At 44.6% G+C, this 15,767-nt stretch carries 10 protein-coding genes and 1 pseudogene; 10 read left to right on the forward strand and 1 reads right to left on the reverse strand.

Going from position 1 to position 15,767, the window contains the following annotated elements:
- The first annotated feature begins 429 nt into the window (after positions 1–429).
- From F6K49_RS21575 to F6K49_RS21595, 5 genes are all read left to right on the forward strand, one after another.
- Positions 430–2,817, forward strand: coding sequence for an IMS domain-containing protein (locus tag F6K49_RS21575; RefSeq protein WP_293099927.1), 2,388 nt, complete (start codon positions 430–432; stop codon positions 2,815–2,817).
- A 915-nt stretch (positions 2,818–3,732) separates the two neighbouring features.
- Positions 3,733–4,914, forward strand: coding sequence for a DUF4912 domain-containing protein (locus F6K49_RS21580; protein WP_293099931.1), 1,182 nt, complete (start codon positions 3,733–3,735; stop codon positions 4,912–4,914).
- 1,014 nt (positions 4,915–5,928) lie between these two features.
- On the forward strand, positions 5,929–6,105 hold the full coding sequence (locus F6K49_RS21585) for a hypothetical protein (RefSeq protein WP_293099934.1): 177 nt from the start codon (positions 5,929–5,931) through the stop codon (positions 6,103–6,105).
- Positions 6,106–6,641: 536 nt separating this feature from the next.
- Positions 6,642–8,414 carry a ShlB/FhaC/HecB family hemolysin secretion/activation protein gene (locus F6K49_RS21590; RefSeq protein ID WP_293021299.1) on the forward strand — a complete coding sequence of 591 codons (1,773 nt, stop codon included), beginning with the start codon at positions 6,642–6,644 and terminating at the stop codon, positions 8,412–8,414.
- A gap of 262 nt (positions 8,415–8,676) precedes the next feature.
- Complete coding sequence (locus F6K49_RS21595) at positions 8,677–11,607, forward strand: cation-translocating P-type ATPase (RefSeq protein WP_293099937.1); 2,931 nt, start codon at positions 8,677–8,679, stop codon at positions 11,605–11,607.
- Here the strand turns inward: F6K49_RS21595 and F6K49_RS21600 are convergent.
- Positions 11,604–11,804, reverse strand: coding sequence for a hypothetical protein (locus F6K49_RS21600; RefSeq protein ID WP_293099940.1), 201 nt, complete (start codon positions 11,802–11,804; stop codon positions 11,604–11,606). The two genes, F6K49_RS21595 and F6K49_RS21600, sit on opposite strands and share 4 nt — an antisense overlap.
- 177 nt (positions 11,805–11,981) lie before the next feature.
- Between F6K49_RS21600 and F6K49_RS21605 the strand changes: the two genes are divergently transcribed.
- The 5 genes and pseudogenes from F6K49_RS21605 to F6K49_RS21625 all read left to right on the forward strand — a co-directional run bounded on the left by F6K49_RS21605 (position 11,982) and on the right by F6K49_RS21625 (position 15,737).
- Complete coding sequence (locus F6K49_RS21605; protein WP_293099943.1) at positions 11,982–12,200, forward strand: hypothetical protein; 219 nt, start codon at positions 11,982–11,984, stop codon at positions 12,198–12,200.
- 10 nt (positions 12,201–12,210) lie between these two features.
- On the forward strand, positions 12,211–13,362 hold the full coding sequence (recF, locus tag F6K49_RS21610) for a DNA replication/repair protein RecF (protein WP_293099946.1): 1,152 nt from the start codon (positions 12,211–12,213) through the stop codon (positions 13,360–13,362).
- 165 nt (positions 13,363–13,527) lie between these two features.
- Entirely contained in the window at positions 13,528–14,718 is a 1,191-nt protein-coding gene (locus tag F6K49_RS21615; RefSeq protein ID WP_293069175.1) for an RNA-guided endonuclease TnpB family protein, read from the forward strand.
- Between the two features lie 284 nt (positions 14,719–15,002).
- Positions 15,003–15,403 (forward strand): annotated as a pseudogene (locus F6K49_RS21620) (DUF6444 domain-containing protein); the annotation flags it as partial.
- Positions 15,404–15,566: 163 nt separating this feature from the next.
- A complete protein-coding gene (locus F6K49_RS21625; RefSeq protein ID WP_293099949.1) occupies positions 15,567–15,737 on the forward strand; it encodes a hypothetical protein in 171 nt (56 codons plus the stop codon).
- Positions 15,738–15,767: the final 30 nt, after the last annotated feature.

Here is a 15,767-nt window from a genome sequence, read left to right on the forward strand (position 1 = left end):
GGTAAAGTTCTTTCCTGAGCCATTAATTTGTCCTATACTTGTCCCAACACTATACTGGCATTTAGCCAAACTACTTGTTTAGCCAATTTAAGCAAAGCTATTATAAAGTTTCACTCAAGCCTACAGGGTTTATCTTCCAGAATTTATCTTCTAGGTCAAGCCTAGAGGTAATAGTTAGGTCAAGTTGACTTGAATTAAAATCACACTACTCCTTGACAACCAAATACTGTTTACTTTAATTAAAGTTAATTAAAGAAGATGATCCACCCTAGTTGCTAGAATTAATAGTGTTTAGGGACTCGACAAAACCGGTTAGCTGCGATACTGTGTCTTTTAAAGTGACAGATAAATAGCTATAGCCAGTTTAGGGAGTACGATATGGGCTATCATCAACTCATTCAGTTGCTCGAAAAGCTGGGGAAGTGAACCGTGCGCATTCCGCTCGATTACTACCGCATATTAGGATTGCCGATTCAGGCTACAGCCCAACAGCTCAGCCAAGCCTATCGTGATCGTACCTTACAACTACCGCGCCGAGAATATTCGGAAGCAGCAATAGCCTCTCGTAAAACACTCCTTGAAAAAGCCTACGGGGTTTTGAGTGACCCGGAAACAAGAGAGGAGTACGATGCTGGCTTGATTGCCAAAGCTTATCAACTCCAAGAGCAACACCCATCAGTGGCGGGTGCTCCTGGTACTAATCAAACAGTAACAGGTGAAACCGTCGAAGCTCACACTCCTACGATTGAAATTGATAACGACCAATTACTCGGAAGCTTACTGATTCTTCAAGAACTTGGGGAATACGAACTGGTTCTAAAACTGGCGCAACCGTTACTGGAAAAAGGTGACAGCGTTGGATTAAGTCAGGGGAAATTGGGGGATCCCCAACTTGTTCAACCCGACGTGGTTTTGACCTTAGCTATTGCCTGCTTAGAGCTAGGTCGAGAGCAATGGCAGCAAGCGGAGTATGAAAACGCAGCTATGTCCCTAGAAACTGGACAACAATTACTTCTACAAGAAGGCTTATTTCCGAGTGTTCGAGGGGAAATCCAGGCAGACCTCTATAAACTTCGCCCTTATCGGATTTTAGAATTATTAGCCCTGCCAGAAGAAAAAGCCATTGAGCGGCGCAAAGGCTTGCGGTTGCTCCAAGAAATGTTACAGGAGCGTCGAGGTATCGATGGCACTGGTAATGACCAATCTGGTTTAGGGATTGATGACTTTCTCCGCTTTATCCAACAGTTGCGAGGCTATCTTACCTCCAACCAACAGCAAACCTTATTTGAAGCTGAAGCACGACGCCCTTCAGCAGTTGCTACATACCTAGCTGTTTACGCCTTACTAGCAAGGGGATTTGCTCACAGAGAACCAGCTTTGATTGCTCGTGCCAAGAAAATGCTGATGCGTTTGGGTAAGCGGCAGGATGTTCACCTAGAACAAGGGGTGTGTGCTCTGCTTCTCGGCCAAACGGAAGAAGCCAGTCGTGCCTTGGAACTGAGCCAGGAATACGAACCTCTAGCTTTCATTCGGGAACATTCTCAAAATTCCCCAGACTTATTGCCAGGATTATGCCTCTACGGAGAGCGTTGGCTACAAGAATCTGTATTTCCCCACTTCCGGGATTTGGCGAATCAAAAGGTCTCTTTGAAGGAATACTTTGCTGATGATCAAGTACAAGCCTATCTAGAAAATTTACCAGATTCATCTGAGGAAACTAGCAATCAGTGGACGGTTGTACCTTCCCAAACAACCAGCTATGCAACGGTAGGCTCTTCTAAAAGCATCCTGGGGCAAGAGAGATTCAGCAATGGCCAAGGCTCACAGACAACGGCAGAACCAGTAACGGTGGGGTCAAGGTGGCCAAGTGGGGCGTTGGCAAACGGTGTTAGTCAAAGCAGGGTCAATAGCGATCGCTTCACCACTAATGGGGTATCAACTTTGCCTACAGCTCAAGGGATGTCCCACTCATCAAATGGCTCAGAAGCACAAACTCATCAGGACTTAGAGTCAAAAACCACAGGCTTGCGGAGTCATGGGCGGCGTCGTAGGCGTCAATCCTTAGGTAGTTTTATGGGTGGGGGCAAGTCAGGCAAAACCCTCGATAGTCAAAATTCAACTGCCTCAGGTGGTTGGTCTAGAGGCGGTTCTTTGGTCAAAGACTCCTCAAGTCAGCGGAGCAGTCTGAATCATTCATCCCCTGATCCTATGGAACCTTCACCAGAGCGATTCAAACCAGGGACTAAACTAAGACGTCTGATTTTCCTGAGTCTTTTAGGTTTGCTAGGACTGGGCATCCTGCTGATTTTGCTCAATAAAGCTCTTAAAAGTTTGTCAACACCACCCTTAGAGGGAGAACAAGCTTTTGTGCAGCTTGACCAACCTCCAGTCCCGATTCCTCCGAGCGGCAGTGAGCTGATCGCTCCAAGTGGTCCTCTAAATCAAGAAACGGCTCAGCAAGTCATCGAAACCTGGCTAAACACTAAGAAACTTGCCTTTGGAGAAAAACATGACGTAGGGCAACTTAATAAAATATTAGCTGAGCCAGCTCTGTCTGTCTGGCGAAAAAGTGCTAAAGCGGCTAAAAACAATAACTCTTACCGGTTCTACAAGCACAGCGTCAAAATTAACTCAGTTGAGACTAACACATCGAATCCTAATCAAGCTGTGATAGATGCTGCGGTCAAGGAGGAAGCAAAGGTATATCAAGATGGTATTCTGAGTCCGGCAGCTTCGAGTAATGACAACTTAAGAGTCAAGTATGAGTTAGTACGCCAAGGGGGTCAGTGGTTAATTAAAGGTTGGATGGTAAGATAACTAAAAACATATCTGACCAGTTAATTCCTGTCGAAAAGAAAAGGGAAAACTAATGATTATTCCTGTCGATGATTGATGATGCGATTAGCTTTGGCTTGCCACTTTTCGCTCACCGCTGAGGAAAGTAGTCATATAGTGTTGCTTATCATCAATCCTGAGAGATAAATGATTAATAAGGAATTTCAATGATAAGTAGATCAGAGTTTTATCCTTCTTGGCTACAGATCATTTATGGTAGCTAAGTTGATAATATTGATGACTGAGTCCTTAGGTGCGCTTGACCTATTAAGAATTAAATTCGCGCTTTGGTGCGCGCCTCCTAGGCCGGGTTCCCCGGCCTAGGGTCGCGCCTTTCGGCAAAGCCGACGCGGGGCGCGTTCGGGTCGCACCTGAGGAGTGATGTGATAATTTCATGACATTTTGAGTCCATATTTTCTGGTAAATGCGTGAATTTACCGAAAATCGCCTGATTTACCCCTTGACCTGACCAAAAAATTCCTTGTTATATATAGTTGATCAGAGGATCCCATAAAAATGTTGGTTTGTTAGTATTTAACCAAATTATCGATGGCTGACTTTACCAGATTTTAGGTATAAAAAATAACTGAAGTTTCGAATAAGCAGTAGACGGGTAATTTCCCTCAAGGCGCGCGCCTCCTAGGCCGCGAGCAATCCCTCGCGGCCACGGGTCGCGCCTTTAAAATCTGGGAATCAAGAAGGATAAAAACTTTAGTCAGGTCTGACCTAATGGTAAGTTTCATAGCAACCAAAACTTTTTTTAATTAGGTGCGCTTTCCGTAATGGCGTTCGCGTAGCGTGACCTACGGTCAAGGGATTGCTCGCCATCACGGGTCGCACCTCAAGATTGACATCAGTAATCTATCAGGCAACCTAACAACGTATAGAACATAAATCATGGCAAAAGAAGGAACTCCCCTAGAAGAAATGACTCTACGGCAATTACGTAGAGTCGCGAGTGAATATGGTATATCTCGATACAGTAGAATGCGGAAAGCACGCTTATTGGCGGAAATTCAAGCAATAGAACGTCACAAAAGGTCTACCACTCCATCGCCGATAATTGAGGCACAACCGAATGTGGAATCAACCAAGTTTGAATTAGCTCAAGAAGAGCCGACTAGTGATACTCTAGTTTCTGTTGATGAGGGATTAGCAGAGCTACCAGAAGGTTATGGTGAAAGCCGGATTGTCCTAATGCCTCGTGATCCACATTGGTCTTATGCCTATTGGGATATTCCCTATGAACATAAACAAGAACTGCGCTCTCATGGAGGTCAACAACTCGCTCTAAGGCTCTATGATGTTACCGCAATCAAACTGGATTATCAAAGTCCCCATAGTATCCAAGAATATCCCTGTGATGAGCTAGCGCGAGAATGGTATCTACCCATGCCAGTTAGCGATCGCGACTATGTAGTTGAAATTGGTTATCGCTGTGAAGATGGTCAATGGCTAGTTCTTGCCCGTTCAGCACCTATCCATGTTCCCCCTGCCTATCCCTCTAAATGGATGGAAGACCAATTCGTCACGGTCAACTGGGATGATAATCTACAGGGTAAGACTGTCCTAAAACTTGTGCCGCCTAGCCAGACAGCTAATGGGAGTAGCTCGGAAATTCGTGATCGACCTATCTATGGGGAAATCTTTGGCATGACTCAATCTGTGGAAGCTGAGGGAGTAGCTGGTTCTCTTTATAGTTCTATGCAGCAACTACCAAGGTCAGTAATAAGTTCCAATGCTTTCCCTTCGGGTATTGGTAAGTGGGTTTCTCCAAATATGTCGGGAGCTGGTTTCAATGCTTCTGCTCCCCCCGCTCGTTCTCCGGAATTGTCCTTAGTCGTAGATGCTGAGCTAATTATCCATGGTACCACTGATCCTCGTGCTTCCCTTACTATTGATGGACGTCCGATTAAGATTAACCCAGACGGTACCTTCAGCTTCCAGATGTCTTTCCAGGATGGTGTGATTGACTACCCAATCATGGCAGTGTCAGTGGATGGCAAGGAAACTCGCTCAATCCATATGAAGTTAATCCGCGAGAAGCCATCATGCCATACTGATATCGTGTTCAGTTGAAGAAAATTTGTGAGTGCAGTCCCCACCCATAATTTACACCTATACTTTATAAGTTGGGTGGGGTCAGCCAAACCAGCTTTTACCGAAGCGAAGCGTCAGCTTCTATGGTACGATACCATTAGCAGTTCAACGACTCAGGGTTGATGAGGTTAGTAGACAGTAGGCAAAAGTATCACAAAGCTTGCCAAAACCTCAAGTAATTTGCTATACTTTAACTATGAAATTAGTGCCATGACCTTGTCTCACAATTAAATAAATTTCCCGAAAACCAAGGGTTTTGTAGTGACATTGGATCTGGTTGACGCACTTTTATGATGGCGCACGAGGAATATTTCTTCGTGAAGCGCGGAGATACCCCCTGGCTGAGCAATCAGCTTGCATTGGCGGGCTAAAGTTTCTCTTGGTAGACTTTGGTAGCTAAAAAGTATCGGTTCTGAATCTCCTTTTATTTATGGGTTCGATAAAGTCAAACATAAATATGCTATAATATCAAAGTTTTATAGTTACCAGGATCAGTTGTAGCTTTTGATACCAATAATCTAATAGTTAGTATAGCTAGATACTAACTATTTGTATATAGTTCAAGAAGCAGCATTGGCCTATAATAACCTGAGAATTCACACTTCATACTTCTAAGGAGTTCCCCCGACACTAGCCGGGGGATTTTTTTGCCAAGAGTCAATAGGTGCGCTTGACCCATTAAGAATTAAATTCGCCACGGGTCGCACCTGAGGGAGTGACAAGCAGGATAAAAACTAGACCGGGTGTGGGTTGTGGACTGAAAGGATTTGGGGAAAATAGGAGTCAGTTCCCTGGTTCTAGTCACGCCAAGAATTTGACAAAACTTGCCTTTACCCATCCCTCTTAAGCCGCGAAGCTCAAACTAGTTAGGTGTGCTTTCCGCATCTAATTATTAAATTCGCCACGGGTCGCACCTCAAGTGTGATTAATTGGTTATGATCGCAAGTGGTTTGAAGAGAATAACAACTCATCTCAAGTCTGCTTGATACCAAGTTGCGGTCAAACGTACAACTTTCTCTTCCGCCAATTTCCCCATCTCCCCATCTCCCTATCTCCCTATCTCCCTATCTCCCCATCTCCCTATCTCCCTATCTCCCTATCTCCCTATCTCCCTATCTCCCTATCTCCCTATCCAACCAATCTACTATCTTTGAATGCAACTCGGTATGAATACCCACGGGCTAGACTGACACCGGAAAACCCACCACACGGTCAGACAAGGTAGAGATTTTGATTATGGGTAATTAAACGAATTTGATATAAGCTATAACTGCGAGAGACGATGGTGATAGTTTTTTGTAATTTTTGAACTAATCAGGGTTAGGCTTTTTAGTGGCGTTTACGTTTGGACAATTCGTTGTCACCCAAAATCCCTAGATATCCGGCTCTTCCGTTTTGAGTATGCTAAATTATCACAAACCCAATCTAAACTGTTGATACAATAAGGAGGTTGTGGGTTTAGCTAAAATTTTATAGTAAAAAATAATTATCAAAACCTTAAAGCTATACATGATAGTAATTTGAGTTCATCAAAGCTAACAGTTTAGCATAACAGGTACGGAAGAGCCAGATATCCCCACCCAAGGAGAATAAAAAACCCGATGCGCTCGAAGATCGGATTGCTTTGGCATCAGATGTTAATTAAAATTGTGCTTATAAAGTATTTATTAAAGAAATTAATATCAAATAAAAATAAATTTACACCGTTGTATTTAATAATTGCCTGGACCAGTTGTAATGATGCCCTAGCAGTAACCCTAACTTCTTTGCCAAGCAATCATAGATCTCTAAGAGCAAGTAACCTTCTGCTTAAGCAGCAGGAGAATAAAACTGCTCAGGAGTCAGTAAAATTGGTTGATGGAAATTATCAAAATCAGATAGGTGAACTATTAGCGCCCATACTATCAGATTCAGAAGGACCAGTTCTACTAGAGACTAAACCCAATACACCTGCTAGACTAACTGCTTTTGACTCTAAAACCATTCAAGTTGATAAAATCGAAGTCATTGGCAGCACCATCTTTTCACCAGAGCAGTTTCAGCAGATCATACAACCCTATCTAGGACGCTCCCTGACTATTGAACAACTAAGAGAAGTCGCGGATGATATTACCACCTTTTACCTCAAGCAGGGCTATATTAACACTAGAGCAATTCTTCTTGCCGATCAAACAATTGACATTACCAAGGGCATTGTTACAATTCGTGTCATAGAAGGGGGTATAGAAAAGATCGAAGTTGAAGGAACACGCCGCCTCAATCCCAACTATATCCGCAGCCGTGTCCAGTTGGGGACTGGAACACCATTCAATACTACTGATTTGGAAAACCAATTACGATTGTTACGGCTTGACCCAAAGTTGGACAGCATAGAAGCCAGCCTGCGCAAAGGAACAAAAGTGGGACAGAGCATTCTGATTGTTCGTGTTGTGGAAGCTAATCCGTTTGAAGGAAGTGTAGGGGTTGATAACTACTCACCTCCTAGTATTGGTTCTGAACGAATGAGCTTTAATGTTCGCCATCTCAACCTAACTGGCAATGGGGATGAAATTTCCTTCACTTATCGTCGTTCGACCACTGGCGGGTCTAATATTTTTGATTTTGGCTATCGCTTTCCCCTCAATCCCCGCAATGGTACCTTAGAACTGCGAACAGTGATCGACCGTAATCGGGTGACTCAAGCACCATTCAATGTTTTTGATATTGAGGGAGAATCTGAGCTGTATGAAATTCGATTTCGTCAGCCGTTGTACCGTACACCTCGGGAAGAATTTGCTCTTTCTCTAGGGTTCAGTTATAGAGATGGTCAGACTTTTTTGGGTGATGAGCCTCTTGGGTTTGGCTTTGGTCCAGATCAAAATGGCTCGACTACCCTGAGCGTGATTAAGTTTGAACAAGAGTATCTACGTCGGGATTTGGAGGGAACTTGGTTTTTGCGATCGCTTTTGAGTCTGGGAACTGGCTGGTTTGATGCCACTATCAACCCCGATCCTATACCTGATGGACGCTTTTTTCGCTGGCTAGGCCAAGTACAGCGGTTGCAGATTCTCTCAGAGGATAATTTCTTAATTATGGGAACCGAGGTTCAGCTTACCCCCAATAGCCTATTGCCTCCCCAACAATTTTTGCTTGGCGGTGGTCAATCCCTGAGGGGCTACCGTCAAAATATTAGAGCAGGGGACAATGGATTACGATTCTCTATTGAAGACCGTATCACTTTACATCGAGATGTAGACGATCACCCCACATTACAACTAATTCCGTTTTTCGACATGGGTTATGTCTGGAATAACCCTGACAATCCTAATACGTTACCGTCACAACGGTTTTTAGCGGGTATTGGCTTAGGGCTAATTGTGCAGCCAGTGACAGGGCTTAATCTGCGACTTGACTATGGCATTCCTCTGGTTGATTTGGATGATCGCAGTAACAATGCCCAGGATGAGGGCTTCTACTTTAATGTTCGCTATCAATACTAAACTATTTCAACTCTGACGATTACGGTGAATGGGCAACCGTGAGCGTCAACAGTCAATAAAACTTGATCAAATACTGACTAAATTACTAGGATTAGCGCCAACTGCCTATCTTTAGAATACAGACTTTGAATAGAAGAACAGATGTTCACTTCCTACATCGGGTGCTATGTTGCTGCGCTAGATTCGATTATAGTCTTGGTTTCCAAACTCCCTAGGAAATTTTTATGATCGAATGAATATCATCTAAAAGCAAACATTCCCGGTGAATCCATTGACCCATTCTAATTTATTGCCTGACCCGTTAAAAGCGTGGTACACCCAATCTGTCGAAAATTCTTTAGCAGAATCCGGCTGTGACCCTCAAGCCGGTTTGACCTCTCAACAGGTATCACAGCGGTTGGAATACTATGGCTTAAATGAGCTAGAGGAAAAAGCAAAGCGCAGTTCCTGGGCAATGTTCCTTGATCAATTCAAGGACATCATGCTGCTGATGCTGATTGCAGTAGCGATAGTTTCCGGGATTTTAGATCTGATCAATCTGCAACAAGCCTCAGAAAAGGCCAGTGAATTCCCCTTCAAAGATACGATTGCTATCCTCTCAATCGTGATTCTCAATGGCATCCTCGGGTATCTCCAGGAAAGCCGTGCTGAAAAAGCCCTAGCAGCCCTGAAAAGTATGGCATCCCCTAAGGTACGAGTGCTGCGGGATGGTCGTACCTTAGAGATAGATAGTCAACAGCTTGTGCCAGGGGACATCATGTTGCTGGAAGCTGGGGTACAAGTTGGAGCAGATGGTAGGCTGATCGAGGCATCGAATTTGCAGGTCAGAGAATCTGCACTGACTGGGGAAGCTAATGCTGTCAATAAAACCGTAGAGGTGGAGCTATCGGAAGATACTCCCATAGGCGATCGCATTAATTTAGTTTTTCAGGGAACTGAAGTTGTCCAAGGCAGAGGTAAAGTCCTAGTTACTGGTACTGGGATGAATACGGAACTGGGTAAAATTGCCCAGATGCTACAAGGGGTGGAAAGTGAACCGACACCTCTGCAACAGCGCATGTCTCAGCTGGGAAAAGTCTTGGTAACCGGTTCGCTGTTGCTAGTAGCACTAGTAATTATCATTGGCTTGGGCGTAAGCGGTTGGGACTTGAGTGTGTTCCAACAACTGGTAGAAGTTTCTTTAAGTATGGCAGTTGCTGTAGTTCCAGAAGGCTTGCCAGCGGTGGTGACTGTTACCTTAGCCCTAGGAACCCAGAGAATGGTACGCCGTCATGCTCTAATTCGCAAACTACCAGCAGTGGAAACCTTAGGAAGTGTGACTACCATTTGTTCTGATAAAACTGGTACCCTGACCCAAAACAAAATGGTTGTGCAACGGGTGGATACCCTCAACACTAGTATTCAGGTGACTGGGAATGGTTATGAACCTGTAGGGGAATTTCTCCTAGACAATCAGCCCATTACTACAGAACAGTATCCCGAACTCGAACCCCTACTTCTAGCTTGTGCTCTGTGTAATGATGCCATCTTGCAGTATGAACAGGGGGAGTGGAAGATTTTAGGAGACCCCACAGAAGGAGCATTAATTGCTCTGGCTGGTAAAGGGGGTGTGGATAAGGAACCTCTGAGTCAACAGTATTCCCGTGTGGATGAAATTCCCTTCTCCTCTGAGCGTAAGCGTATGAGCGTGATTTGTCAGTGGGATAGTTCTCCAGATAACTTTCAACCTGCTAACCTACCTGCTAACCTTGGCTACTCGAACACCAAAGGCGAACAACCTTGGCCTTTCGGCCACGCTACGCGAACAACCGAGAACCCACAACTGACCGGTTACATGATGTTGACCAAAGGGTCTCCAGAATTGGTGTTAGAGCATTGTACTTCATCAGTACATAATGATGACAGAGCAGCAGGAACTCTAGGGTGTCAACCCTTGACAGAAGAGCAGCGGCAACAGATTTTGGAACAGAATAACCAAATGGCAGGGGCTGGTTTGCGAGTGCTAGGTTTTGCCTATAAGTCCCTAGATAGCTTATCAGCTCCAGAAGCAGACCATGAAATCTTAGAGCAAGGGTTGGTGTGGTTGGGGTTAGTGGGAATGTTGGATGCTCCACGCCCAGAGGTACGAGAAGCAGTTCAGCGTTGCCGGAATGCTGGAATTCGTCCGATTATGATTACCGGAGACCACAAACTTACCGCTAGAGCGATTGCCCAGGATTTGGGAATTGCTAATCAAAGTGATCAGGTACTGACTGGTCAGCAGTTACAAAAGCTCTCCCAACTCGATCTAGAGGAACAGGTAGACCAAGTCAGCATTTATGCTCGTGTTGCTCCGGAACACAAACTCAGAATTGTTCAGGCACTCCAGGGTAGGGGTAAATTTGTTGCCATGACCGGAGATGGGGTGAATGATGCACCCGCTCTCAAGCAAGCTGACATTGGTATTGCTATGGGAATTACCGGAACCGATGTCAGTAAAGAAGCCAGCGATATGGTGCTGTTAGATGACAACTTTGCCACCATTGTTGCTGCCACAGAAGAAGGTCGGACAGTATATGACAATATTCGTCGCTTTATTAGATACATCCTGGGCAGTAACATCGGTGAGGTATTAACTATTGCCGCAGCCCCGATCATGGGACTACCAGATGTTCCCCTCACTCCCTTACAAATTCTCTGGATGAACCTAGTCACTGATGGTTTACCCGCTCTTGCCCTAGCTGTGGAACCAGCAGAACCCGATGTGATGACGCGATCGCCTTTTAGTCCTAGGGAAAGTATTTTTGCCAGAGGGTTGGGGTCTTATATGGTGCGCATTGGTATTGTCTTTGCCATTTTCAACATTACCTTAATGGCAATTGCCTATGGATACTTCCCTCACTGGAAGACAATGGTATTTACTACCCTATGTATTGCTCAAATGGGCCATGCCCTCGCAGTCCGCTCCAACAAACGCATTACTCTGGAATTAAACCCATTATCTAACCCTTATTTGCTGTTGGCAGTTACTGTGACTACTCTCTTACAGCTGCTACTGGTCTATGTACCCTTTTTGCAAGACTTCTTTGGCACTGAACCTCTGACTATCATGGAATTCGCTGTCTGTCTTGGCTTTAGTACGTCACTATTTGTTTGGGTTGAGCTGGAGAAATTATTTATTCGTTGGTATGGCAAGGGAAAAGTTCAAGGTTAGTCGGTTGGGAGGTTGGGAGGTTGAAGGTTGTTCGCGTAGCGTGGCCAAAGGCCAAGGTTGGGAGGTTGAAGGTTGGGAGGTTGAAGGTTGGGAGGTTGAAGGTTGGGAGGTTGAAGGTTGAAGGTTGTTCGCGTAGCGTGGCCAAAGGCCAAGGTTGGGAGGTTGAAGGTTGTTCGCGTAGCGTGGCCAAAGGCCAAGGTTGGGAGGTTGAAGGTTGCTGGTTGAAGGTTGCAGATTGAAAGTGAAATATTAAACGGTTAGAGATTTTTTTAGTTGATATCAGACTTCTCATCTTAAGGCTGTTAACCTATTCACCTAGAACCTGCTAACCTAGAACCTGCTCACTTTCAACCAGCTAACCAACCCTACAAGAGATGCCTTGGGCAAACAACCTCTTAACCTTTAACCTCTTAACCTTTAACCTCTTAACCTTCAACCTCTTAACCTTCAACCTCTTAACCTTCAACCTCTTAACCTTCAACCTCTTAACCTTCAACCTCTTAACCTTCAACCTCTTAACCTTCAACCGATTAACCTTCAACCTGCTAACCTTCAACCTGCTAACCCCCAACCTGCTAACCCCCAACCTGTAACCTTCATTGGATGTACCTTAAGAGCCTACACCTGCGACAGTTTCGTAACTACAGGGATTGCCTGGTTAACTTCGATGCTCCCAAGACAATTTTACTGGGTAATAATGCTCAGGGGAAATCGAATCTACTAGAGGCAGTAGAGTTGCTCTCTACCCTAAAGAGTCATCGGTCAGCACGCGATCGCGAATTGGTCTTAGAAACTACTCCCATTGCGGAGATTCGGGCTACTCTAGAACGAACCTATGGTTCAGTAGAACTAGGATTAACCTTGCGCACTCAAGGACGACGTACTGTTGCTCTCAATCAAGAATCCTTGCGTCGGCAGTTGGACTTTTTAGGTATTCTCAATGCGGTACAGTTTTCTAGCCTGGATTTGGAACTGGTGCGAGGAGCACCAGAACGGCGTCGCGCCTGGCTCGATTCAATTCTGACTCAGCTCGAACCAATTTATGCTTACATTTTGCAGCAATATAACCAGGTATTGCGACAGCGCAATGCTTTGCTGAAAAAAATCCGTAAACTTCAACAAGAAGGGGAAGTTGATGCATCGGTATCCAAGCAGTACAATGCGGAGCTAGGGTTGTGGGATGCCCAACTGGCTACTGCTGGCTCACGAGTCACCCGCCGTCGAGAGAGAATGCTAAAACGGTTAGCTCCTATAGCCCAAGCATGGCACGCTAGTATTAGTGGCAAGACAGAGGTATTGGATATTACCTATGCCCCTAATGTCAGTCTTTCCAAAGATGACCCCGATCTAGTCAAGCAGGCTTTTTTAGAGAAAATCCAACAGTACTCTATTCCTGAATTTCATCAAGGGAGAACCCTAGTCGGTCCTCACCGGGATGATGTACAGTTTACCATTAATCAGACTCCAGCCAAGTCCTATGGTTCTCAGGGTCAACAGCGAACGTTGGTATTAGCGCTTAAGTTAGCTGAATTGAAGCTGATTGAAGAAGTGGTGGGAGAGCCACCTCTGTTGTTACTAGATGATGTATTAGCTGAACTAGACCTGAATCGGCAAAATTTATTGTTGGATGCTATTCAGGATCGGTTTCAGACTTTGATTACTACTACTCACTTGGGAGCTTTTGATTCCCAATGGCTGAATTCGTCTCAGATTCTTTCAGTGCAAGCAGGACAGATTAAAAGGTTGGAAGCTTGATGGTTGATACTTGATGGTTGATCGGGTAAACTACTTTTACACTTTGTTATCTTTCTGCCTCCCTGGAGACTCCCGTTATAGCCGAAGGCTTAACGGTGAGAGGAAAGGGAGGACGAGCAGTTGTGTTCAGTTGACAATTCACATGGAATGTTTTAAAATGTAAGCATGGTTGAAAAAGCTTACCGTTACCGTTTTTACCCAAATCCTGAACAAGACAATCTGTTGAGGAGAACTCTAGGCTGTGTAAGACTTGTTTACAACAAAGCCTTATGCGCTAGAACAAAAGGATGGTATGAACACCAAAAACGAATCAGTTATAAAGAAACTTCCTCAATGTTGACAGGATGGAAAAAACAGGATGACTTGTTTTTTCTAAATGAAGTCAGTTGTGTTCCACTTCAACAGGGGTTAAGACATCTTCAAACTGCTTTTACTAATTTTTTTGCAGGTCGTGCCAAATATCCCAACTTCAAGAAAAAACGCAACGGTGGTAGTGCAGAATTTACCAAATCGGCATTTAAATGGAAAGATGGTCAGATCTATCTTGCTAAATGCCAAGAACCTTTGCCTATTCGTTGGAGTCGTCAATTACCTATAAACTGCGAACCAACTACCGTTATAGTTAACTTAGATCCATCTAATCGATGGCATATCTCAATCAGGTTTAATGATCATAGAGACTTGAGTTTGCCTGTGACGGATAAACAAGTTGGTTTTGATTTAGGAATTACTAGTTTAATCACGACCAGTGACGGGGATAAAATCACTAATCCCAAACATTTCAAAAAACTCAAGAAAAAACTGGCCAAATATCAAAAGGCTTTGTCACGAAAACAAAAAGGTTCCAATAATCGTTACAAAGCCAGATTAAAGGTAGCTAAAATACACGCAAAAATCAAGGACGCTAGAAAAGATTTTACTCACAAGCTAACCACTAAACTGGTCAAAGAAAACCAATTGATTGCGTTTGAAGACTTAGCGGTGAAAAACATGGTCAAAAATCAAAAACTAGCTCAGGTGATCAGTGATGCTAACTGGGGGGAAATAATCCGTCAGGTCAAATATAAATCAGAGTGGTACAGCCGTAAAGCTATTTCTATTGACAGATGGTTTCCCAGTAGCAAGTTGTGTTCTGTATGCCTCAATCGCGTCGAATCTTTACCCCTGAGTATTCGGGAGTGGGATTGCCCATCTTGTAATACTCACCACGATCGCGATATTAATGCATCAATTAATATCTTGGCGGCAGGGCTTGCCGTGTCAGTCTGTGGAGCGACCGTAAGACCTCAAGAGAGTAAGTCTCGGAGGGCTGGTGCGAAAAACTCCAAAAAAAGGGAGAAGGAAGCAGAAACCTAAGTCGTGAGTCTTAGGAATCCCCCGCTATAATCAAAGATTTAGCGGTGGGAGGATGTCAATAAGACAAAATTTTTTGGTTATACTAAGGTTGTTGTATCTTCTGATCACAATCAGAGATATAGCGTTTATCATACCGTAAGGATTCAGGTAGGGGCTTGACAAAGTCCGGGATGGAGCTGGAGAATCATCAGAAGAATGTGTAGCTTCTCACTAACCCCAGACACAGCTGCTGTATAACCAGAAGTCCTACGGAAGAACTGGTGCAGCTGGTAGTGGAGCAAAAAAAACTGCGATTAGCAACAGCACTCACTGATCGAAAGTCTGGTTGAAGAAATAGAAAGACTCAAACTCAGCCGAGACAATGACTCGAAAAACTCATCTAATCCACCATCAACGGACTTGCTCAAAAAGTCCGAAAAGAAGCAGGACTTGCAGGATTAATCCGAGAGTCCAGGCAAAAAGAAACCCGGAGGGCAGCCTGGACACAAAGGAAAGACCCGCTTTGGGTTTGGACGAGTAGACCGCGCTCGTTATACTTAGTCCCCAGCAATGCCCTTCCTGCGGTGGGAGTCTGATGGAAACCCCTTGCGTCAAAGTCGAAACTCAACAAGTAGCTCAGCTGGTGGAGCGACCCATAGAAATCGTAGAATATCAACGCCACTATTGTCAGTGTATTGAATGTGGGGTAAGAGCTACGGTACCGTGGCCTGATTCGCTCATCCCGGAGATGAAACCTTAGAATAGTGGAGCCTTACTAACAAACCTTTAACCCTATGCCGCATAACCTACCAACTATAAAGGCTCCACTATTCTTACGGTAACTTCTGACCCCTGGACTTGATTTGGGCGTGCGGTTGCAAGGATTACTGGGATGGCTGGGAAACTACGGACATCTGCCTTACTCCAAACAACTTCAGATGTTGTGGGAACTCGGTGGGATCAATATTGGAGTGGGAACGTTGGTGAACACCAACCAACGACTAGCAACAGCAAGCCAAGGGAGCGTTGAGGCTCATTGAACCTGGGTGGCTGTTGAACAACCCCTACTG

Source organism: Moorena sp. SIO3I6, from assembly GCF_010672095.1.